This window comes from Leptospira inadai serovar Lyme str. 10 (genome assembly GCF_000243675.2).
Lineage (GTDB): Bacteria > Spirochaetota > Leptospiria > Leptospirales > Leptospiraceae > Leptospira_B > Leptospira_B inadai.
On the sequence record NZ_AHMM02000025.1, the window covers coordinates 38,949 to 61,049 of the forward strand.

General features: G+C 45.7%; 22 protein-coding genes. 6 read left to right on the top strand and 16 right to left on the bottom strand.

Annotated features, from left to right (window positions below):
• The first annotated feature begins 168 nt into the window (after positions 1 to 168).
• The gene (locus tag LEP1GSC047_RS15935) at positions 169 to 1,896 is read left to right on the top strand and encodes an acyl-CoA dehydrogenase family protein (protein ID WP_010417494.1); all 1,728 of its coding nucleotides are present in this window, start codon (positions 169 to 171) and stop codon (positions 1,894 to 1,896) included.
• A 110-nt stretch (positions 1,897 to 2,006) separates the two neighbouring features.
• Here LEP1GSC047_RS15935 and trxA read toward each other — a convergent pair whose 3' ends face one another.
• Together trxA and LEP1GSC047_RS15945 are read right to left on the bottom strand one after the other, a co-directional pair.
• The gene (trxA, locus tag LEP1GSC047_RS15940; RefSeq protein ID WP_039935376.1) at positions 2,007 to 2,324 is read right to left on the bottom strand and encodes a thioredoxin; all 318 of its coding nucleotides are present in this window, start codon (positions 2,322 to 2,324) and stop codon (positions 2,007 to 2,009) included.
• A gap of 70 nt (positions 2,325 to 2,394) precedes the next feature.
• Positions 2,395 to 3,306 (bottom strand): TIGR01777 family oxidoreductase, encoded by a 912-nt coding sequence (locus LEP1GSC047_RS15945; RefSeq protein WP_010417487.1) that lies wholly within the window; start codon positions 3,304 to 3,306, stop codon positions 2,395 to 2,397.
• 162 nt (positions 3,307 to 3,468) lie between these two features.
• Here LEP1GSC047_RS15945 and LEP1GSC047_RS15950 point away from each other — a divergent pair, with 162 nt between their 5' ends.
• The 4 genes from LEP1GSC047_RS15950 to LEP1GSC047_RS15965 all read left to right on the top strand — a co-directional run bounded on the left by LEP1GSC047_RS15950 (position 3,469) and on the right by LEP1GSC047_RS15965 (position 7,408).
• Complete coding sequence (locus LEP1GSC047_RS15950; protein ID WP_039935643.1) at positions 3,469 to 4,071, top strand: hypothetical protein; 603 nt, start codon at positions 3,469 to 3,471, stop codon at positions 4,069 to 4,071.
• Positions 4,072 to 4,471: 400 nt separating this feature from the next.
• Positions 4,472 to 6,367, top strand: a complete 1,896-nt coding sequence (gene ilvD, locus LEP1GSC047_RS15955; RefSeq protein ID WP_052580732.1) for a dihydroxy-acid dehydratase — start codon at positions 4,472 to 4,474, stop codon at positions 6,365 to 6,367.
• Positions 6,368 to 6,388: 21 nt separating this feature from the next.
• A complete protein-coding gene (locus LEP1GSC047_RS15960; protein ID WP_010417480.1) occupies positions 6,389 to 6,730 on the top strand; it encodes a hypothetical protein in 342 nt (113 codons plus the stop codon).
• Positions 6,731 to 6,796: 66 nt separating this feature from the next.
• The gene (locus LEP1GSC047_RS15965; RefSeq protein ID WP_010417477.1) at positions 6,797 to 7,408 is read left to right on the top strand and encodes a hypothetical protein; all 612 of its coding nucleotides are present in this window, start codon (positions 6,797 to 6,799) and stop codon (positions 7,406 to 7,408) included.
• A 59-nt stretch (positions 7,409 to 7,467) separates the two neighbouring features.
• Here LEP1GSC047_RS15965 and LEP1GSC047_RS15970 read toward each other — a convergent pair whose 3' ends face one another.
• From LEP1GSC047_RS15970 to LEP1GSC047_RS16035, 14 genes are all read right to left on the bottom strand, one after another.
• The gene (locus LEP1GSC047_RS15970; RefSeq protein WP_010417476.1) at positions 7,468 to 9,141 is read right to left on the bottom strand and encodes an acyl-CoA dehydrogenase family protein; all 1,674 of its coding nucleotides are present in this window, start codon (positions 9,139 to 9,141) and stop codon (positions 7,468 to 7,470) included.
• A 175-nt stretch (positions 9,142 to 9,316) separates the two neighbouring features.
• Complete coding sequence (locus LEP1GSC047_RS15975; protein WP_010417475.1) at positions 9,317 to 9,580, bottom strand: hypothetical protein; 264 nt, start codon at positions 9,578 to 9,580, stop codon at positions 9,317 to 9,319.
• A 12-nt stretch (positions 9,581 to 9,592) separates the two neighbouring features.
• Positions 9,593 to 10,612, bottom strand: a complete 1,020-nt coding sequence (mltG, locus tag LEP1GSC047_RS15980; protein WP_020989082.1) for an endolytic transglycosylase MltG — start codon at positions 10,610 to 10,612, stop codon at positions 9,593 to 9,595.
• Positions 10,613 to 10,677: 65 nt separating this feature from the next.
• Complete coding sequence (locus LEP1GSC047_RS15985; protein ID WP_010417472.1) at positions 10,678 to 11,235, bottom strand: phosphoribosyl-AMP cyclohydrolase; 558 nt, start codon at positions 11,233 to 11,235, stop codon at positions 10,678 to 10,680.
• A 121-nt stretch (positions 11,236 to 11,356) separates the two neighbouring features.
• Complete coding sequence (locus LEP1GSC047_RS15990) at positions 11,357 to 11,710, bottom strand: single-stranded DNA-binding protein (RefSeq protein ID WP_020989155.1); 354 nt, start codon at positions 11,708 to 11,710, stop codon at positions 11,357 to 11,359.
• A 125-nt stretch (positions 11,711 to 11,835) separates the two neighbouring features.
• A complete protein-coding gene (locus tag LEP1GSC047_RS15995) occupies positions 11,836 to 12,156 on the bottom strand; it encodes a hypothetical protein (protein ID WP_010417466.1) in 321 nt (106 codons plus the stop codon).
• Positions 12,144 to 12,695 (bottom strand): RNA polymerase sigma factor, encoded by a 552-nt coding sequence (locus LEP1GSC047_RS16000; protein WP_010417464.1) that lies wholly within the window; start codon positions 12,693 to 12,695, stop codon positions 12,144 to 12,146. The genes LEP1GSC047_RS15995 and LEP1GSC047_RS16000 overlap by 13 nt, the downstream gene beginning before the upstream one ends.
• Before the next feature lie 29 nt (positions 12,696 to 12,724).
• Complete coding sequence (locus tag LEP1GSC047_RS16005; RefSeq protein ID WP_010417463.1) at positions 12,725 to 13,177, bottom strand: Spy/CpxP family protein refolding chaperone; 453 nt, start codon at positions 13,175 to 13,177, stop codon at positions 12,725 to 12,727.
• Between the two features lie 60 nt (positions 13,178 to 13,237).
• Complete coding sequence (locus LEP1GSC047_RS16010; RefSeq protein ID WP_010417462.1) at positions 13,238 to 13,912, bottom strand: response regulator; 675 nt, start codon at positions 13,910 to 13,912, stop codon at positions 13,238 to 13,240.
• A 193-nt stretch (positions 13,913 to 14,105) separates the two neighbouring features.
• The gene (locus tag LEP1GSC047_RS16015) at positions 14,106 to 15,386 is read right to left on the bottom strand and encodes a phosphoinositide-specific phospholipase C-related protein (RefSeq protein WP_010417461.1); all 1,281 of its coding nucleotides are present in this window, start codon (positions 15,384 to 15,386) and stop codon (positions 14,106 to 14,108) included.
• Positions 15,387 to 15,514: 128 nt separating this feature from the next.
• The gene (locus tag LEP1GSC047_RS16020) at positions 15,515 to 16,780 is read right to left on the bottom strand and encodes a lipase family protein (RefSeq protein ID WP_010417459.1); all 1,266 of its coding nucleotides are present in this window, start codon (positions 16,778 to 16,780) and stop codon (positions 15,515 to 15,517) included.
• A gap of 64 nt (positions 16,781 to 16,844) precedes the next feature.
• A complete protein-coding gene (gene lvrB / locus LEP1GSC047_RS16025; protein WP_010417457.1) occupies positions 16,845 to 17,981 on the bottom strand; it encodes a hybrid histidine kinase/response regulator LvrB in 1,137 nt (378 codons plus the stop codon).
• Position 17,982: 1 nt separating this feature from the next.
• Positions 17,983 to 18,336 carry a response regulator gene (locus tag LEP1GSC047_RS16030; RefSeq protein WP_010417454.1) on the bottom strand — a complete coding sequence of 118 codons (354 nt, stop codon included), beginning with the start codon at positions 18,334 to 18,336 and terminating at the stop codon, positions 17,983 to 17,985.
• A gap of 285 nt (positions 18,337 to 18,621) precedes the next feature.
• Entirely contained in the window at positions 18,622 to 21,795 is a 3,174-nt protein-coding gene (locus LEP1GSC047_RS16035) for a SpoIIE family protein phosphatase (RefSeq protein ID WP_010417452.1), read from the bottom strand.
• A gap of 55 nt (positions 21,796 to 21,850) precedes the next feature.
• On the opposite strand from LEP1GSC047_RS16035, the gene LEP1GSC047_RS16040 reads away from it, so the two are divergent.
• A complete protein-coding gene (locus LEP1GSC047_RS16040) occupies positions 21,851 to 22,006 on the top strand; it encodes a hypothetical protein (RefSeq protein ID WP_020989011.1) in 156 nt (51 codons plus the stop codon).
• Positions 22,007 to 22,101: the final 95 nt, after the last annotated feature.

The following is a 22,101-nucleotide window of genomic DNA, read 5'->3' on the forward strand; positions in this document are numbered from 1 at the left end:
CAAAAGACGATTTTGTTTCGGATCGGGATCCTCGATCCGTTGATTCCTTATCTAACGTCGTTCATGATCGCGTAATGTCATGAACCTAATCCTTAAAAAAAGAGTGCATATACCGGTTCTCGTCGTAAGATAGGAGTCAGAAATATTTCGATTGTTTGGAAATCAACTATGGACTATCCACTTCGTCTTGCGGAAAACCCCGGACTCGCACCTTATGATGTGTCTTCTTACAAAGGAAATCGAGGTAAAAACTTTTACGATCTTGATAAAGTATTACAACGAGTCATCGAACGCTACTCCGTAGGCTACGATCCCGCTCATAAAAAGGCCATGGTCGACCATTTGCGCGGCTACGGCGAACTTGTGGGCGGAACTTTAGACGAACTTACGGAAGCTTCTCATAAAGAAGGTAAATACGGGGAGATCGTAAAATTCGACCGAGCCGGAAATCGCATCGATTTGGTCGTTTATTCTCCCGAACAAAAACTTTCCCGGAAAATATCCTATGATTACGGAATTGTAAATTTAGATTTTCATGATGAATGGAAGTTCCCGTTTACGGATTTACATCGTGTCTCCTTGGCATATTTAGCGAATCAAAACGGAGAAGGAGGGATGACCTGTCCGCTCGCAATGACGGACGGTATGATCAATGTCTTGAAAGCGATAGGAACCGAAGAGCAAAAGAAAAAATACCTTCCTCTAGTGGCGGGCAAGGGATCGTCCTCCCATTTTATGGCAGGGCAATATGTCACCGAGCGAGTCGGTGGAAGTAATGTGGCTGCCAACAGAACGATCGCCCGCAAGGGAGAAAACGGAAAGTGGATTTTAAACGGCGAAAAATGGTTCTGCTCCAATCCGGGAGATCTTTGGGTAACGACGGCCAAGCTGGAAGGGACGGAAACCATCGGCCTATTTTTGGTTCCTAGAATTAAAGACAACGGAGAGTTAAACGGCCATCATATTCTGCGGAAAAAGGATATCATCGGATCCAAGGGTAAGTTGACCGTCGAGATCGTCTACGAAGACGTCGAGGCGGAAACTCTAGGTCGTCCGGCTCACGGGATAGCAAACTTAATCCGCTACGTTATCCGAACTTCTAGAGTCCATGTTTCCATCGCGGCCGCGGGGATGTCTAGACGAGCCTTCATGGAAGCTTTGGAATATTCCAGATTCAGAACCGCTTACGGAAAAAAGATCAAGGAATTTTCGGCTTACTCGAGGGAGCTTGCCGAGCTTCGGACCTTATATGCAGCCCTGGTTTTTCTGATTTATCGAGGGATCGATTGGAGCTCCAAAGGGATTCTCGCCGAACAACTTTCCACCCCCTTGATGAAATACAAATCCTCCTCTCTCTCTTCTCAAATCACCCACAGAGCTATCATGGCCTTGGGAGGTTCGGGAATTATCGGCGATTATACTTGTCTTCCGAGGCTTCATAACGATTGCATTATCAACGAAACTTGGGAAGGAACTCATCTAATCATTACCGATCACGCGTTAGGAGCGATGAATCGAGCCAAAATTCGGGATTCCTTCGTGGCGGAAGTCGGAAAGAATTTTACTGCGGCAAAAGCGATTTCCGAATTGCAAGAGCTGGCGGAATTCGGTGAGGATTTGTTGTCCAAGTGGGCTAAGAATCTAGAGGAGAGACCGAGGGAATGGAAGGAAACTTACAGACTCGACCTCTCCGATCTTGCATTCGGAGCTCTCGCACTTTCCGAATTTTTGGAACAAGCCCTTCACGATCGAGCCGTAGGAATTAAGAATTCATTATTCGATTCGTTTGCGAAAGGATTTGCAGGTTATCTATTTAGAACTCTTCCCGAGGCTAAAGGAGATTTCGAAAAATTCCGTTTAGGATCGGAGGAGATCGCTAGGATCGTCGAGTGGTGAATTATAATATTAGAAAGTTTAGAGGTTCCGTTCCTTTCTTCAATCGGAACAGCGCCTCTAAAACATAAAATCTTCGGTAAGTTCTCCGTCCGCAATCGAGCGAAACGGACTTACGCAAGCTTTGGCCCGAAGACTTTTTCCATCTGAGCCTGAGGAATCGCGCCGACTACTTTTTCCGAGATTTGACCGGCTTTGAAAAGCATCAAGGTCGGAACGGATAAGATTCCGTATTTTTGCGCGATATCGGGTTGTTCGTCGATATCGACTTTTACTACGGTAACTTTCCCTTTATGGGACTGGGCAAATTTCTCCAATTCCGGCGCGACCATCTTACACGGACCGCACCAGGTAGCCCAAAAGTCTACCAATATGGGCTTATCATGGGTTTTGAGAAGTTCTTCGAATGAGCCTGGTAAAGTGTTTTCCATATTTATTAGACTTAGAAGGGTTCTAAGTGGAAATCGATTTTCCGATTTTCTCCCGGACTAAAAGCGGAATTCAACCCAATAGGCTTCGTAAAGCTCCTTCTAAATTCGGGTATCGAAACTTATAGCCTAGCTCCAGCAAACGCTTGGGAATCACTCTTTGTCCGTGGGTTGCCACTTGCGCTCCGTCTCCGAAAGCAAGTTTGAGAGCGAAGGAAGGGATTCGGGTAAAGGAAGGACGATTGAGTGTTCTGCCTAACGCCTTGCTGAATTGTTCGTTCGATATGGGTTCGGGAGAAACCAAATTGAAGGGCCCGATCGCTTCCGGTCTTTTTAACAGAAATAGCACGATGGAGAGCAGATCTTCGATATGAATCCAGGAAAGAATTTGGTTTCCGGATCCGATGGGACCTCCTGCAAAAAGACGGAATGCCGGAAGCAGAGAAGCCAAGGCTCCGCCTTCCGTCGAAAGAACGACTCCGATTCTTAAAAGTACCGTTCGAATCCCGGATTTTTCCGCTTCCAAGGCTTCTTTTTCCCAGGCTTGGCAGAGATCGCTGAGTTCGTCTTGAGCGGCAGGAGTGGATTCGTCGAAAGGAGGCGTAGACGATTCGAAGGAACCGTAAAAGCCGATTGCGGACGCATTCAATAAAGTTTTCGGTCCGACTTCGCCTAACGAAGATAAAACGGAAACTAGATCTCTAGTGTAATCGATTCGGGAGGTTCGAATTTTTTTCTTGTATTCTTCGGTCCAGCGATTTCCCGCAATCGGTTCGCCCGCTAAATTGATGAGGACGTCGACTCCCTCCAAATCGATTCGGGTCGGGAGGGGACCGATACGAACGTCCCATTCGGAAGTTCTTTGTAATCGATAGGGAAGTTTTCCGCTACGACTAAAAAGGCGCACCTGGTATCCTTCTGCCCGAAGTCGAAGTGCAAGCAAAGATCCGATGAGTCCGGTCCCGCCGGAAATACCGATAAGCATAGATTTGTTCCGCCCTTAGATCCTATTTTTGGAAAAACTAAAAAACTTTTTTCCTGAGACGTTGAGGAGCATAATCCGGCATAGGTTCCTATCCGACAAGAACAAAGGAAATCCTTCTTGCTCTTAACGGAATCTTCGCATACCTTGAACTGGAGATCCGGAATGAGACCTAAATCTTTGCCAAAATTAATCGCGTTTGCCTTTCCTTCCGCCATACTTCTCGCAAACTTCTATCTATTTTCGACGACCGAACATAAAATCGAAGAGTATAAAAACGAACCCCCTTTTTTACGTTTTGATTTCACCGACTCTTACTTGGAGGATCGATCCTCTCAAGCGTTTCATTTAGCGGACGGCAAGGATTCGACGGAGTGGAAAAAATTACGGCCTTCTTCCCGCTCTATGGACTTCGACGTGGAACTGAGACTTTCTCATAGGTTACGGAACGGGGTTTATATTCCTTCGCATTGGAAGGAAATTATCGTAAAGGCATGCTCCAAGAAAGCTCCGAAGTTAGAGTTCAAAATATTTTTGCGGGAAGCGATCAACGTGGACAAGGAGTCCCGCCTACCGAACGATAGTATCTATGTATCGCAAACTCTCGATTTCGGCAAATCGGAAGAAATTCGTTTTCCTCTGACGAAAAAATTCGACCCGGTGCCTGCAAAAGATTATCCGAAGGGGATTATTATCTGGTCCGTCGAAGGTACGTTTCAAGGAATGGGACCTGAAGCCTGCCTAAAGGAAATTCAAATTTTAGAGTAGAGGGTTGGGCCGAGCAGAAGACAGAGGACTGAAGACAGACGCGTTCGCTTTCAGAGGACAGAGGTCAGACGACAGATGCGTTCGCTTTGCTCACGCTAGACAGTAGCTGCTACTAGTTGGAAATGCTACAGAGGACGGGGGACAATCCACTGATTCCTCACTCCAACATAATTCGTTTTTAAAAAAATTGTTGTCAGGGTAATAGGAATAATTTTCAGTCCTCAGTCCTCAGTCCTCAGTCCTCAGTCCTCAGTCCTCAGTCCTCAGTCCTCAGTCCTCAGTCCTCAGTCCTCAGTCCTCTGGAACACGGAATCTCCGCTCATCAATATTCTGTCCTCCGAAAGATTCTTCCGTCGATTTAAAACTCGACGTCTAAAGTAATATCAGGTAGCCGTTACTTATGCCCCAGTATAGATCCCGTACTTCCACTCACGGACGCAATATGGCAGGAGCCAGAGCCCTTTGGCGAGCCACAGGTATGAAAGAAACCGATTTCGGTAAACCGATCATTGCGATCGCAAATTCCTTCACTCAGTTTGTTCCAGGGCATGTTCACTTGAAAGATTTGGGACAGATGGTCGCGAGAGAAATCGAAAAAGCGGGCGGAGTCGCTAAGGAATTCAATACGATCGCAGTGGACGACGGTATCGCGATGGGCCATAGTGGAATGCTCTACTCATTGCCTAGCCGAGACCTAATTGCGGATTCGGTAGAATATATGGTCAACGCTCATACTGCCGACGCGCTTATCTGCATTTCCAACTGCGATAAAATCACTCCCGGAATGTTAATGGCTGCACTTCGTTTAAACATTCCGACCGTATTCGTATCCGGCGGTCCGATGGAGGCAGGGAAAGTGAATTGGGGCGGCGAAATTCGAAAATTAGACCTAGTCGATGCTATGGTGGAAGCCGCCAATCCGAACGTAAGCGATGAAGACGTCGCCATGATAGAACGTTCCGCCTGTCCTACCTGTGGTTCTTGTTCGGGAATGTTCACCGCAAATTCGATGAATTGTCTAACGGAAGCTCTTGGCCTTTCCCTCCCAGGAAACGGATCGACTCTAGCCACTCACTCGGATCGTAGGGAGTTGTTTCTGAACGCCGGACGGATTGTAGTAAGTTTAGCGAAGAGATTCTATGAACAAGGAGACGAATCCGTTCTTCCTAGAAATATCGCGAACTATAAAGCCTTCCAAAATGCGATGAGCCTGGATGTCGCGATGGGCGGATCCACGAATACGGTTCTTCATATCCTTGCCGCAGCCAACGAAGCGGAACTCGATTTTACGATGAAGGATATCGACCAAATTTCTCGAAGAGTTCCTTGTGTTTGCAAAGTCGCGCCGGCCACTCAAAAATATCATATGGAAGACGTTCATCGTGCCGGCGGCGTGATGGGGATTCTCGCAGAGCTAGACCGAGTCGGTTTAATCAACAGAGATGTGGCTACGATTCACAGCCCTACATTAGGTACCGCTTTAGAAGAATGGGATATTACACGGCAAAAGTCCGGATCCAAGTCCCACGACTTATTTAGCGCCGCTCCCGGTGGAGTTCCTACTACGGAAGCGTTTTCCCAGTCAAGACGTTGGCCCAGTCTGGATTTGGATCGAGCTAACGGTTGTATTAGAGATGTGGAGCACGCGTATTCCAAAGACGGGGGACTTGCGGTGCTCTACGGCAATCTCGCGCCCGAAGGATGCATCGTTAAGACCGCCGGAGTGGACGAGTCAATCTGGAAATTTACCGGTCGTGCCAGAGTCATGGAAAGTCAGGAAGAAGCAGTCGCCAAGATTCTAGGAAACGAAGTGGTGGAAGGCGACGTCGTCGTGATTCGATACGAAGGTCCTAAAGGCGGACCGGGAATGCAGGAAATGTTATACCCGACTTCTTATTTAAAATCCAAAGGTTTGGGAAAGGCTTGTGCGCTTTTAACGGACGGTCGCTTTTCGGGAGGAACTTCCGGACTTTCCATCGGGCATGTTTCTCCGGAAGCCGCGGAGGGCGGAGTGATCGGATTAGTTGAAGAAGGTGATGCGATCCAAATCGATATCCCGAACCGGATCATCCGCTTGGTGGTCGATGAGGAAGAATTATCGAATCGTAGAAACACAATGGACGAAAAGGGTCAGGACGCATGGAAACCTAAATCGAGGAAGCGGCAGGTTTCTCCTGCGTTAAGAGCGTATGCTGCGATGACGACTTCGGCACATACGGGAGCCGTCCGCGACGTAAGCCAGGTGGAGCGAAAGTTCTCCAAGAGAGAACCCCAACCTGCCGATGCAATCCGCTAGGAAGATACGCTAAAGTATTGGTTGATCGATCATGGAGCGGCCCTGGGCTTTCAATACGATTTTTCCCGCCTAACCGAGGATTTACCCAAACGTTTTTGGAGTCGTTCAAAGGATCATATCTTTTACGAAAGAGTTCAAATGAATTCTTTCGAAAGGGCTTGTCGCCAAAATTCCAAGATTCTCACTTTGGGCGAATTGGAAATCGTAACCGGGGAAGTGCCGGCGGAATTTTTCCAGGAACGGAAGTCTCCGAAATCCCTAAACGAGATCAATCGGACACGGGAAATTTTTGCCGTCTACCTATGGAAACGGGTCAAAAGTCTGGAATCCAAAAGAACTTTGACCCAGTTCTTTACGGGATAAAAACCCGTTCAATCCTACCAAAAAAGGCTGGCAATCGGCCGAAATTCCGCGTTTGATTTTAGTACTATGTCGAAAAAGATATCCCTCCCCTCGGCAAGTTCTTCGAACGAGTACCTCGAGTTTCTAAAGAAAGAAATAGAAAATCCGAACTTCGAAAACTGGCTGGATGAAATTGCGGAGAAGGCCATAGCGGGAGACAAAACGATCTGGAGTTTTTTATACCAGGCCGTTAGGGATGCGGATTCGGGAAGACTGTCTTGGGGATTTCATAAGAAATTGCTTTCTGGAATTTTCCATATCTTAGCGCGAATCGGAGATAGCCAGGCCTATCGTCTCTTAGTAAATTACGTTAAGTCGCTTGATCGAACGATTCCGATCGGAGCTCTCGAATTGATAAGCGATTTGGTTCCTACGTTTCGAGAGATCGACGTGGATGAAATCCTAAGTATAGCCGCCCTTCCGGATTCTTTGAAATCCGCGTTCGGAGTTCTCGCCTTGTCGCAACTAGTGATAGAAAATCGGCTTCCTACGGAAAAGAAAGAAGAAGCCAAAAAATTCCTGGAGTCGTATCGGAACGATAATTATTTTCTGGCCGATACGATCGAACGAACTCTCGAATTCATGGAAACTCCCGATTCCAATCTGCTTTCCTTTGTGGAAGAGTTAGCGGCAGGTTGAAATAAGAAAGGCGGAACGTGATTCCGCCTTTTCGCCTTCGAAAAAATTCGAATTTCCTTTTAGGAAGCGTATTGGTCCATTAGGGATTTTGCAATAACTCTAAGAGCCATTACTTCTTCGGCGCCTTCAAAGATCGAGAAGACTCGAGCATCCACGAAGTATCGGGAAACCGCATATTCTTCCGCATATCCCATTCCGCCGTGGATCTGCATCGCTTCTCTCGTTACCCATTCCGCCACTTTGGAAGCGTAAAACTTAATTAAAGTCGCTTCCATTTGCCCCTGATGCTGATCCAAAAGCTTTGCGACCGTGTTGGTATATTGACGGGACGCTTGAACGATCATGGCCATGCGAGCGATCTTATATTTGGTCAGATTGTATTCGAAAATGGGTTTCTGAAATACGTGACGTTCCTGAGCATAACGTAATCCCGCTTCCAACGCCGCCTGCATGACTCCGTTAGCTCTCGCAGCCGTTTGGATGCGACCGCCCGCAAATCCTTCCATTTGGAAGTAAAAACCTTTTCCCCGTCCTGCCTCGCCTCCGATCAGGTTTTCTTCGGGGACGAAATAATCCTCGAAGGAAACTTCGAAGGAATGCATTCCGCGATAACCGATCGTTCCGATCGCTTTGCCACTAATGCGCCCGCCGCCGTCTTGTTTATAATCGAATTCGTGACCGTTAAAGCTGGGTTTTTCCGCGAGAAGTATGGAAAGACCTTTATGCTTTAATTCCGGATCGGTTTCGGTTCTTACGAGGATCAATAAAAGATTGGCATAGCCTGCGAACGTGCACCAGGTTTTCACTCCGTTAACCGACCAGCCGCCGTCCACTTTCTTAGCGACAACGGAAACACCGGCTACGTCGGAGCCGTAATTCGGCTCGGTTACCATGATCCCGCCCATTTTTTCGCCCGCGGCGATCAACGGTAACCACTTCTCTTTTTGAGCGTCGGTTCCGCCTTTTAAAAGCGCCTTAGATAGAATTTCAGGACGAGTGATTAGGGAACCCGCGATACCGAGAGATCCTCGGGACAATTCCTCGGTTACGACCAGCATGGAAATATTATCCGGATGATCGTTAGGCTGTAGTCCGCCGTAATTTTCGGGAATACAAAGACCGAAACATCCCATGTCTCTAAGTCCCTGAATGATTTCTTCCGGAACGATATCGTCGTGGCGATGAACGTGTTCGGCCTTTGGAGCGACTACTTCTTCCGCGAATTGTTTGAAGGTTTGTCTGAATAATTCATGATCCTCGCTCAGGCCGTAAGCACCGAAATGCCCGAGGGAAACGATTAGATCGGTGATATGATTATAATTCTCGATTGCGGTGGATTCTTCCAAGAATTTGTTCGTGCTATCGTCGAAAAGTTTTGCAATCAGTTCCTGGACGCTGATTCCATATTCGTTCGGACGAGCGCTAAGTTCGGAACGTATATGCGTTACGGTCTCTGCGGCAAACACGTATGCCATCAACCTTTCTAAATCCCCGGTGCCGAGGGATTCGTTCCACGCGTAATCGATGAAATTTTCCGCGATTCTTTGCTCGGAAGTCAACCAGGCGATTTGGTATTGAACGAGCTGGTTTTGATCCATTTTGGAAACGGAAACCTTCCCGTTGGAACTGCACTTAGCTGCGAGTGCTTTAGTAACCTGCTCGATGACGGCCGCGGAGCGTGCGAGAGCTTGTTTAGCCGTTGATGAATCCGTCGGAGATTTCGTAGCGATCATCTTTTCAACCTGCCAAAATATAGTAATTAGAGCTTGTATTTACTATAAAATGGAAAAGTTACGCTGTGTCATTTAAGTTTTTCCGACCTAGGCCCAAGGATAGGCTTAGACCCTATAATGGGACAGAATCCTGGATACTCAGATACCGACAATTCGCTATTTCAGAGCGAAAAATTCATCGACCCTCTTCTTGATTTTTTACAAGGGAGGCTCGGATTTTCAAGAGATTGTTTTTGATCTTCCGTCTCTGGTCCTCGGAAAGGCTGATCTCCGATCGCTCCGCGCGATCTAAAACAAGCGAGGCCTTCTCCACGAATTCAACGGCGGCTTCGCTTACCGATTCCCGCTTCAGTTGCTTTTCTTTAAAATAGTTCAGCGCTTGTTGAACGGATTTTAATTGTTCGGTAACGGTATCTATCTCTTTTAAGTTCGAATTCATTCTAGTTTCCCGCTATTCGTAAAGTACGTCGATGTATTTCTTTTTAGCTTCGGCATGCTCTTTAAAATTCTTGGAGAAGAAATGGTAGCCGTCCGGCTTTAACAGAAAAAATAAATATTCCGTCTCGGCAGGAACTAACGCAGCCTCTAAAGCCGGGAGACCGGGATTCGAGATCGGACCGGGAGGGTATCCCTTATTCAGATACGTATTATAAGGAGAAACGATTTTGAGATCCTTTTCAAAAATTCTCGGATGCGGTTTATCGAATAGATACTGAATCGTCGCGCAAGATTCCAGGGGAATATCCTTTTTCATGCGATTCAAAAATACGCCGGCCATCAGCGGTCTTTCCTCGTTCTTCTTCGCTTCACGCTCCACGACGGAAGCAAGCACCACGATTTCATGAAGTTTTTTAGGATCGAGTTCCTTTGCCTTGGGAAGTTTATCCAATTTCGCAAAGAAACGTTTCAACATCATTCTTGCAATCTTCTCGACGGGATAATTTACCGGAACGCTATAGGTTTCGGGAAAGAGATAGCCTTCCGCAGTACTTGCAGGAATTTTAAATTCTCTTAACAACTCCGTTCTTGATGTCGCGTTCAGGAAATCCGCCCGAGTCTTGATTAAATTCTTTTTAACCAACAAGTCTCCGATTTGTCGGTTATTATATCCCTCCGGAACGGTAAAAGTGATCAGCTTGACCTTTCCTTCGGTAATGACCTGGAGGATTTTACGGGAATCCATCCCGTCGTTGATTTCATAAAGACCGGCTTTTATTTTATTCGCCGAGCGAGTGACCTTTATTAGAAATAGGAAATATTTCGAGGACTTTAACAGGCCGTTTTTGGCTAGTGTTGCGGTTACTTCGGTCGGAGAATCCCCGGGCTCTATACTTAGATCGATCTTTACCTGTCCGGATCCGGTGGCCCCACCCTTAATTTCGTCTGCGATAAAGAAAGCCGAAACCGAGAGTAGAATCAGACCGAAGACGATGGCTCCGAGTTTTAGGAGAATTTTATTCATGAAATTCATATAGTACGGTCTCCGAAATTTCTATCGGCAAGTATTCGGTTTTTCGGAACCCTTCCTGTGCCGGTCTAAGCATTTTCCTTTCCCAAAAAAGGAACAGGCAATCTTGACAACTGCTGCCGGACCCGTTCCCTAAAAAAGCAGGAATAATAACCTTCGTGACAGGCGGCACCAACCTGATCCACTCGATATACGATAAAATCGCCATCTTCGGGTAGCAACACCTGTCTTACTTTTTGGATATGACCGGATGTATCGCCTTTCTTCCAAAGGTTTTTTCTAGACCGACTATAATACGTTCCGAAACCGTCCGATCGTGTCAGGGCCAGACTTTCCGGACTCGAAAACGCCTGCATGAGAATATTACCGGCTTCATCCTGAGTTACGACTGGAATTAAACCGTTTACAAATATCGGGCGGGTCGAATCGTCCAGCGGGATGAGTTTTAGCTCGGAGAAAGTCGAGTGTAAAAAAAGAAGAGTATCCTCGTCGCAATCCACTAACTCCCGAGTCCCTTTCGGTAACCTCAAGCGAAGTTCGTTCAGATCTTCTTCCGCAATCCGTTCTAATCCGGACAGGACCCCGGGCTGAGCGGTAGCATAAAGTACGGTAACCATCGGATTCATCTTACATAAACTTGGACCGGATTCGAGTTGTCAAGGTAGGAATGATTTTGATTCGAATCTCGAATCAGGTGATTTGTCCGAAAAAAGTTTGCCCCGAAGTACTCGGGGCAAACCGCAGTCCTTACGCCGCGTCTCGCTCCTTTCTATCTCCGAAGCTATCGAAACGAACTTCGTCCGCAATAATCTTAAGCCGAGACCGAGCTTGTCCTTCCTGGTTTTTCCAACGGTCTTGTTTCAAATGACCGACGACCGTTACCTTTTTCCCTTTTTTTAAATATTCTGAACAGTTCTCCGCCGTTCTTTCCCAAGCTTCCACGTCCAGATACGAAACTTCAGGCTCCTCACCTTCGATTTTCCTGAAATTGTGATTCACAGCCAAAGTGAAATGAACGACGGATTTACCGCTAGCGACTTTTTTTAACTCAGGGTCGGCGGTTAAGAAGCCGTCGACTACCGTGATGGATAGATTTTTCATAATTTTTTCCCTCTAAGATTCGTGATTCACGGGTAAAAAAAGGGAAAGGCTGCGCGATTTTTTTTGCACTCAATCTAACGGAACGACATCCCGTAGGCGAAAACGGATTCACCTACGGGAAAATTTCAGAAATTGGATTCCAAGATGGAGATATAAGAACCCGGAATAAAATCTCCTTCCCAGATCCAAGAAGTTTCCCTAATAAATTCCTCTTCTTGCGGAAGAAAACTATTCACGGAGAACCACCCGATCGAGATTCCTAGGAGAAGAATCGCCGCAGCAGCAAGCAAGCGCCTCCCGGAAAATACCCTCAGTTTGTCGGATTGGGATTCTTCCTGGTATCTCAGGATCACGCAAGACGCAATACTCTTAGGCCAATTGGGATCGGATTTTCTCTTGAGAACTTCTTCCTTCATACTTAAATCATTTTTTATTATTCGCCCCATATCGTTCCTCCTTCCCTCCTTTCTGAATTTTGCATCCTTCGCAACATTTCCTTACCACGGGCGGCTCTGGACTTAACGGTTCCTGCGGGAACTCCTAGAGCCTCGGCAATCTGTTTTTCGGAATATCCGGAGAGATAATATTGGAGAACGCTTCGATACGATTCGGGAAGTTGCAGGACCCAAATCTTAGCTTTCTCCCAAGTCGGCAAATCCGCGACCTCGTCGGAATTGTCGGATACGGTTTCTAATCTCCTATCTTCTACCGAGCGCTTACCTGCTTTTTCAGCTTTGGTTTCCTCTCGCCCTAAAATCTCATTCATTCGAATGGATTCGTTTCTAGCGATCGTATAGAGCCAGGTCGTAAGTTTGGAATCGCCACGAAACTGACCTTTCTGAAGCGCCTTGTAGGCTCTCAGATACGTTTCCTGAGCGACGTCATCTATCGCGTATGCGAATCGTTCGTACAAGTAGCGGGAGATCGCCGCTAAGACGATCTCCCGGGTATCTTCTACGAAGCGGGAAAATTCCTGTTCTCCCATTGAACCCTCCGAAAGAATCAGGTGTTCCCTTATTCTTTCTCTTTTTCGAATTTACTTTGGAACTTAATAATTAGATCCGCCAGCTTATTTCTCTGCTCCGGAGTCAGAATCGCATGAAATTCGACCGCTTTCTTGAGAAAAAATGCGCGAAATTCGCCCATTTTCTTTTCATTTTCTTGGCCGTACTTATTCCATTTGTCGACGTTCAGCTTATCTCCGCGTAATTCTTCGACGGCTTCCTTAGGTAGAAACGGACCTTCCTGAAGTTTTAATTCTTTGCGTTTAGCAAGCACATCTGCTTTGATTTTATCTAACGTTTCGGCTTGGGATTCGTTAAGATCCAATTCCGATTTCAATTTCTTTACGACGAATTCGGCCCTTTTTTCGGGCGAACGCCATTTATGGTGACAACCCTGGGTCAAGACCGTAGCCAAGCCTAAGACCAGCAGAATCGTAGTTATTTTTGCAACTTTGCGAAACATCAGTTCATCTCCTCGTTACGACTCTCTGACCGAAATCGGAAAGTCGGGTTCCCAAAAAAATTAAACCGTGTCGATGATAAGAATATCCTCGGGCGAGATTTCATATTTCGCGACGAGTTTTGCCACGATGTTGCTCAGCAGTTCGGAAGCATTTTTCTGATACTGAAACGCTTCCTCAAGTTCCAAAAAGAATTTTCGCGGCGTAGGCAGTTCTTTTAATACGAAACTTATCTCTTGTACGATTCTTTCCGCGGTCTTACCGTATGGGCATCCGATTAAACGAACTCCGATCCCGTATCCTTCCCGAGAAATCTTTTGGATAGAAAACGGAAATTCCTTCTTATCGACTAAAGAGGTAGAGTTAATTCGAAGAGCGTTTAAAATTTTTTCGAGTAGCGAGCTCGGGTCGATCGGTTTTAAAAGATAGGCCGCCAATTGTCCACTCGAAGCCGCGCTCAACACGTTTTCTTTCTCGTTACTGGAAGTGAGAAAAATCACCGGCTTATTTCCGTTTTTTTCGGGCATGGTAGCGACGAGATTTACGCCCGACATGCGAGGCATCTGGTTATCAAGAAGAATCAGATCATAATCCTCTTTCCTAAGCTTCAATTCACCCGCAGCGCCGTCTACGACGTGGTCGACTTCGAAATTAAATCGCTCGAGATAATGAATCAGCAAGTCCGCAGAAGTTTCGTCGTCTTCCGCGAGCAGAACTTTATATGATCGATACGTCATAAAAAAGAATTCTCCCCTGCTTCTTATTTCGGCTACAAATCGAGAGCGGTACAGGTTTCGTATCCCCGCACCAAGGATTTTGAACGGTTTATATCGGGATGTCGATAAAAAAAGGCCGGTCAGGGGGAAGCGGCTTAATGGTCCCCCGACCGGTTTTTAATGAGGATGGATTCCGTTTGAGAATAAATCGGTCTTATCGACCTCTTTCCCAGTAACCTTCGCGATATTGGTCCGTTAGATCGACCCAAACATCGGAGACTCCTTTGGAGCTTTTAGCTTCCTGCAGCTTTGTACTTTCATAAGGAGTCAGCGGCGCGGAGAACTGCCAGCCCCGGGAAGAGCAGGCGTTACGACCATTGCTCCAAATTCCGCTATCATCGGTGATCGTCCAGTTGCCGCTACCGTCCTTACAAGCGAAGCGGAAACCTGCGCTGCAATTATTATCGTTCCAACGACCGTCGCTCCGAATTTGCGCGCAGTGTTCGTTATTATTATAGTTATTCGGTTCTCCTACGCCCCAGGACCAAAGTCCTAACTTCGCAAAATCCGGATTAAACTGATCGATACCGAATACGCTGACGCCGCAGGAAAGCATCTGAGGAATATTCGTATTTGTGAATGTACCGGTCTCCTTAGCGCCGTCGAAAATCCCGAAATAATTCGTACTATCGTTATAGATTCTGGTCATGGAAGAATCGTAGGTGCTACGGCTCCAATTGCAGTCCGGATATCCCCGGAAATCCTTAGGATGGATACTGAAATCGCCGAAGAAAATTCTCTTAAAGTAGTTATTCCAAGCTCCGGAATAACAGCCGTTGCTCATTAGCAGAATCCTCCGGTTGGAAGCTACCAAGTCTTTCAATTTAGGCATATTGTCGGGAGAAGGTATTTCTCCGCAGGATCCGCTGCTATATTGGTGCAGGTACGGATCCAAATAACTTCTTACAATTCCTAAAAATTGATCGGCACGATTATCCAGATAATCCTCGAAATATAAAACCAAAACTTCGTTTCTATTTTGAGGTTGACTGATCCAGTTTTGGATTTCCGCCAAGCCGTTTCCGACGGGCCGATCGAATACGTTACATCCGATTCCGTTGGCCTGGGCATGACAAAGCAGAAAGTCCTTCGCAAAATGAGCACCCAGTACGTAGTGCACGTCCAACTCGATGAACCTTGCTCCTAGGCGGAGTTGATCGCCGATCGAATATTGTTGATTCGGAAAAGAATAGGAAAAGAAAGGGCCTGCATAGGCTTTACTATTATAAGAATTATGCGTTCCGTAAAAGAGGGCTTTATGAGCCGGTAGATTCGTTTCGATTTGGATCTGTCTTTGGATCGAAATCGCCTTCGCTTCCGGCGATTTTTCAAACAAGTCGATCGGATTCGGCAGAACGGCGCCTCTGCTTGCAAATAAGCTATTCCCGGCAGCCAGAAGTAGCGCTAGGGCCCAAAATATGGAAATTCTCTTCATCTAATTTCACCTAAATTTTTGGCCTATTCTATGGATCTACCCGAGTTTCCTCCCAATTGTTACTTATATCAGACTTATATTCCGGAGTTTTTTATTTATAACGATCGCTATAAATTTAAGACCTTCTCTCATTGCAAGACTTGAATTAGGATCTCTTTTAAAGCTGGGGAAGTCATAATTTGGTAATGAGATAAACCGGTTAGTTTCCAAACTCTAGTCTCAGGGTTGGGCTTCTTCCGATAGACTCTCTCCGACAAATAAACCAAGCTAGGCTTCTCGACGATACCGTCTCCGATCCAGTCGGACCAATTGCCTTCTTCCCCGGTAACTAAGCTATATACCTGAGTTGCATTCACGTCATCCAGTTCGTTAAAGTACAGTTCCTGTTTGTATCTTGAAATCTGATTCGGTTCTTTCCAGTCCTGCTCCCGGATAATTCCATGCGATAAATCTTTCATGGCATCGCTTCTTTGGTTTCCGATAAATCCGATCAGATTTACCGGAAATATCGGCAAGGATTCCGCCCCTAGACCCAGCCAAAAGCCGATCTTTTCAATATAAGATCCGCCATCCGGAGAGCTGATCAATAAGGCGTGTCGAATCCGATTCGATAAGAGAAAACCCTTCTGCCCGGCCAAGAATAATGCGCTTCTGAAAACGAGCCCCCCCTGACTGAAGGAAATAAAATCGAGCTTTCGATCCGCGAATTCCGGAAACGATAGTAGCTCTTCGACTAACGCCAGCAAGGCGGTTCCATTTTCGGAAATATGAGCGCCGGGATTAAAACGTACGTAAATAGGATAATATCCTTCCCGAACCATAACCGCAGATGGAGTGACCTCCCCTTTCGCATTCCACAATCCTTCGTCGCAGAATAACCCCGGAACACAGATTATGACGTTCTGCAATCCCGACTTTTTCCAATCTTGAACCACTTCGTGAGCGCCGACATCCAAACCATTTAGCCGAAACGAAGGGCGGATCAAAGAGGTTGCCAGAAAATCGGCAAACGAATCTCCCACGATACTGGAGATCGGAATATTTTCGAACAAGGTCTTCTTAACGACGGAATCGGCCGCATCCAAGGATTCCAAGGCCTTTTGCATCGCAGTCGCGGTGGATTCCAGCGCTCTCGTAAGACCCTCTTCGGTCTTTTCGGCAGCTTGCTGCAGCGATGTCCCGGTCCTTTTCAAAAACGAAGCGAGCTCGGAATTTTCGATCAAAGGCGCGCCGGAAATCTCAGCCAAACGACCGGAAGTCCATTCGAAAGATCTAGCTAGAATGGAACGCACTCCTTCTAACGTTCCGACGGAAACGTCTTTGGCTATGTGAACGGCCTTTTTACTGAGCTGGAAACTGGGACTTGTTGGTTTGTATAAATCGTCTGCCGGCATACTTTTTCCGTCCGGTAATTAGATACAGAATCCAAGCAAAGATCCATTATAATTTTGCGAGAATTTAGGAGGATACGGGCAAATCCAAAAAGAATCTCGTGTATTCGCCGGGAACGCTTTCAAACGAAAGATACCCTCCATGTTCTTTTACGATGCTTAAACTAACGGATAATCCCAGGCCCGTTCCTTTGTCGGCGTCCTTGGTCGTAAAAAAAGTATTAAAAACGGACCTGCCGAGTTCGGGGGGAATACCTAAACCGGTATCTTCGACAGTGATCCTAACCAAGGGCTTATTCCCGAGATCGACCATTTTGACCGACAAAGTCACTCTCTTATCTTCATAGTATTCTTCCTTACGCTGATTCAAGGAATCCACCGAATTATTCACAAGGTTCAGAAGCACTTGTAGAATCTGACCCTCTTTGCATACGACGGGAAAAACCTCCTCGGAGATATCCAAGTTCAAGGTGATGCTGCTCATTTTAATTCGCTGCTCGACGATGGATTGCATTTTAATCAGAGTATTCCTTATGTCGATTTTTTCGTACTGGCTTTTTTCCTTGCGGGCAAATCGAAGCAAGTCCTTGACCATCACCGAAATCCGTTCCGCTTCATTATGAATCTTCGAAGCGATTCGTTTGACTTTTTCCGGGTCGTTTTCTCCGGATTCCAGAAGTTTAGAATATTCTATAATTGTCATAATTGGATTATTTATTTCATGGGCCATTGCCCCGGCGAGAAAGCCCATGGCTTCGAGTTTCTGGCTTTGACGCAGCTGCTCTTCTATATCGTATTTATCCTTCTCCGCCTGAAGCCGAGCTTTGCATTCGTCCCGTTCTCTCAGAGCCCTACGAAACGCAGGCACTAGTTTTACGAGACGATCTTTCAATACGTAATCCGTCGCTCCCCTTGTAAGGGTTTGGATAGCTGCCTCCTCGCCGTATGTCCCCGAAACGAATATAAAAGGCGTCGTAGGACAGGATTCCTTGGCGAGAGACAAGGCGGATAGACCGTCAAAATCAGGAAGAGAAAAATCCGAAAAAATAAAATCGGGTTTCTCTTCGAAGATCGCCCTTAAATACGTCTCTCTATCCTGAACGTGCACCGAAACATATTCTATTCCGCCTTTTTTCAGCTCTCGTTGAATGAGCTCTAAGTCCGTGGGAGAGTCTTCTAAAAATAAAAATTTCAATGGCTTCATGTTAAGGGACCGATTTATTTAATATGCACCAATATTGTCCTATTTCCGCAACGGTGATCGCAAGCTTTTCGAATTCAACCGGCTTAACCATATAACTATTTACGTCTAATTTATAACTTTCTACTATATCCCGTTCTTCGGACGAGGATGTAAGCATTACCACGGGAATCATTTTTAAACTATCGTCGCCCTTCACGGTTCGGAGCACTTCCAGTCCTTCGACTTTAGGCATTTTCAAATCTAATAATACGAACAACGGGAATTCGGTTGCGATTCGCGCGCCGAACGCAACGATCAGCAAGGCAGCTAAAGAAAAACCGATGATTAACTTTCTCGAATAAGCTGTATCAAACATACATAATTGAGTAACGAAGTATCTTACCTGAGAAGCTTCAATATTCAATCATATTCTTCAAAACTCGTTAGAATCGATGTTTTTTGCGACGAGAACGGTCAAAATAACAATCTTGACTCGGATCGAGTATAGAGAAGCCTAATATTCTTCATAGCTTTTATCGGTTTGTAGTCAATAATTATGTGACTACACGAAAGATCTTTCGAAACTCTAATGCGACATAGGAATAATCCGTTTCATTCCTATCGAGGTGGCCAAATCGGACCGTAGTACATTCCTAAAGCATTAACTTTCTAGATCTTCCACTTTATGTTTTCCCGATAAACCGTTTAGCACATCTCTGATTCTTAATATGATTTCGCTTTCCGGGTCCAAAATTTGCGCTGCGACAATCATTTTTACTGCCCTTTCATAGTTTTTAAGGGCAATATAGGTTTGGGCCAAATTGATTAAATTTTTAAGATGTTCCGGTTCTCTTAGATATAATCTCTCCCCGAAATCCTGAGCTTTTCCCAAATCCCCGGCCTTTCTAGCGGCAAAGGATGCAACATACAGTATTTCCTTATCGACCGGTTTTATATTTAGATAATCTTCCGCGTAAATGACCGCTTTCGGATAATTCTTCATTTTTATAAACAATCGCACGAAATTCTTTTTTACTTCGGGAATGCGACTATCGATCATTTCCGCTTCTTCTAAAAAGGATAACGCTTCCTTTATATCCTTATTATTGGCCCTTTCCCTTGCCTGTCGTAAAAATTCCAGAACCTTCTCTCGCCGATCTTTTTCATCATCTTTACTATTCCGATCGTCTTCCTTAAACGATAACCGAATCATCGACAGATCGTCCGTTAATACTCCGTGTGAAGTGATTGCATGATAGATGGATTTGAGATCCCCTTTTCCCTTTTCAACTTTCCTAAGAAATAGCAATTCGTCGTCGTTGATGATTCTTGACCCGTCCTGTTCGGTGCCGATAAGAAGATCGTCCCTACCGTCCGAACCGGCGATAATTACGTCTCCCGGTTCCAGTTGGAAAGTCTTCACATATATTCGGCCGTCGAGCCCGGTGGTACCCAATTTTCTAAACATCAAATCATCTTCGATAAAACTCGCAATACCGTCCCGGTATAGTACGGTCCATGGATGTTCCGCATTAATATAATATAATACACCGGACTCGTCGTCGATGAGTCCTAATACCGTGGATACCAGCATGGACCCGTCAAAACTTTCGAACACCTTATGCAATTCCGTAAATGCGTTCTTCAACCAACGTTCCGGAGATTGCTCCCTCATAGAAGCCGCCATCCTAGTTCTTTCTATGATCGACTCGCAAACCGCACCCAAAACGAGAGCGCCCCCGGCTCCTTGCATGGATTTTCCCATCGCGTCGGCATTTAAAAAAATCGTGTAGGATCGATCGCGCAATCGAATATGATTCGAGATATTCAAATCTCCGCCTATTTCATCTTCGAATCGTCTAAATGTGAATTTTTTCTTTTGCTCAACGAAGAAATCCACTCTCACATTCTCGGAAACCGCCTTATTCGATCCGAGAGGTTTGATCAAAAGGGACGTTAAGAAGTAATCTCCGTCCTGTTGCTGCTTTAATTCACGCACCTCTCCCAAGGTTTGTTCCAATTCGCTAGTCCGCTCCTTCACTTTTTCTTCCAATTCATCCGCGTATTGTTCCAAGCGTTTTCTACCCGCTTGAATGCTTCTAGCCATTCGATTGAACGATCTGGCCATAAAGCCGATTTCGTCCTCCACTCGGGGAGCCAGCCGATAATTTAAGTTTCCTGAATTAACTTCCCTAAGACCCGTCACGATCTCGTCCAATGGCAGAACGAGCGCATTCCGGAAGAAAAACTGAAATCCGACAACGACTACAAGTACCATTCCTACTAGCGAAATCACTAAAACCGTCGCAGGCTTGTTTTGGAACTCCCTATAATCCCGATAGTCGTAGCCTACCTCGTAGATCTTGCCGTTTCTTGGATTCGAGAAATAGTAGGCCAGATAAAATTGTGGCTTAGGATCTTCCGGTTTGAATAAACGAGTTCCTCGGTAAACTCGTTTACCCTCCTCATAAATCGGAGAGAGAAGCGACAATACGATTTTAGAAATTTCCGCTTCACTCTTCCCTTCCTTTATCGCCGCCAAGGCCTTGTCGCGCACTACCGTTAGTGTTTCCGAAACCCCGATCGTTTCGGAGGAAAATAATTTTCGGATCGAATGAGAGTCTCTGCGATCCGCAAGATGCGAAAATTTACTTCTTATGATATTCAGTTTCCCGTTCGTGACGTGAAAATAGGTCGCGATATCGGCATCGGAAACATCTTGCTTCGATTTTAGAAATGCACGTAATCCTTCGGCATATGCGAAAAATTCTCGTGGGGATGATTTTAATACGGAATCGATTCGAACGGATCTTTCCAAAGAGGAACCCGGGCCGACGCTTATCAACCGATTTCGAATTCCGAAAAATTTGGTCTCAAGGTTATCCTCCGAGTTAAATCGGGGATCCTTCGATCCTTTTTCAATTTCGAATTTTTCGGAATCGGGATCGAAGGAAAGAATATACGCCAGTCCCTGAGGAGATCGGTTATTCATCACCGCTAAAACGGTATCTTTATTTTTACTCTCGTCGTATGTTTCTTCGTATCCTTCTAAAATGGAATAACCGAGCAACAGATAACAGACGGCGAAAGTAGCTAAAGAAATTCCTACGATCCTGCTCAAAATCGTGGTTCGTTCCTTAGTGGCGTTTACGTACACGATAAGGATCAAGAACATTCCGATTACCATGCCCGCATCGAAGGATTGTTGATAAGCGGCTCTCGAAACGGAACCGTCACGGCTCATCGCGTTCAATATTCCCGGTACGACCGTGATTACGATATAACCTAACAGAATGTATATTACCGATCGCCTTTCCTTCCCTTTTTCGACGACGGCTTTCCAGAGAGCGATCACTAGGTAGGAGACATCGTAAAACAGGATGATGATCGAAAAATATTTATAAAACCCGTGTGTTTCAAAATCCCAGTAATGACTCCCCGCAACGAAAGTGCGAGAGGCTCCCAGCGATATCGTGACATACCAAGCGGTTACGGCTAATACGCCCAAATGAAGTAATGCATAAAAGCTTAAACCTATTTTCAATCCCCTGGATCGGGGCGCAGGAAAATAGATAAAGAAGGCGACAAGTTGGGTAAAACTGAGTAAGGGACCGGCGACGACAATCCATCGATGAAAAATCGTGCTTTCGTCATAGGAAATAAAACCCCAAATATAACCTATGTGATGAAAAAACGAGGATAGGCAGCATAGGCCTAGATGAAAAGCCGCTCTGCTTCCGTCCTTAATCGTAAGAAAGAAAAAGGCTACGTACAAACAGAAGAAGGCCGCTAGAATGGAACCGAAGGCATAAAAGTTTAAAAAAATAGAATTCATTCTTACGAGATGCTCAGCCAATTAGATGAAAAAATTCGCCCGGAAAAATCAGATAATGGAATCGAATTTTCGATTAAAGAATAATTTGTTTCCATCGGATTCGATTATCGACTCGGCGGGCATAAAATGCGATTCGTTTAGCATAATTCGCAAAATTTATTCTAAAGCCGGTTATGAACTATCTTTAATCCTAAACGCACAAAAGAGGTGAAGAAACTCCAATATAAGTGAAAAACAAGTGCTTAAGGCAAATTCCGGACGGGATTTTTTGGTTCCTAAATAGTACCAATGAAGTTGACCTATTGA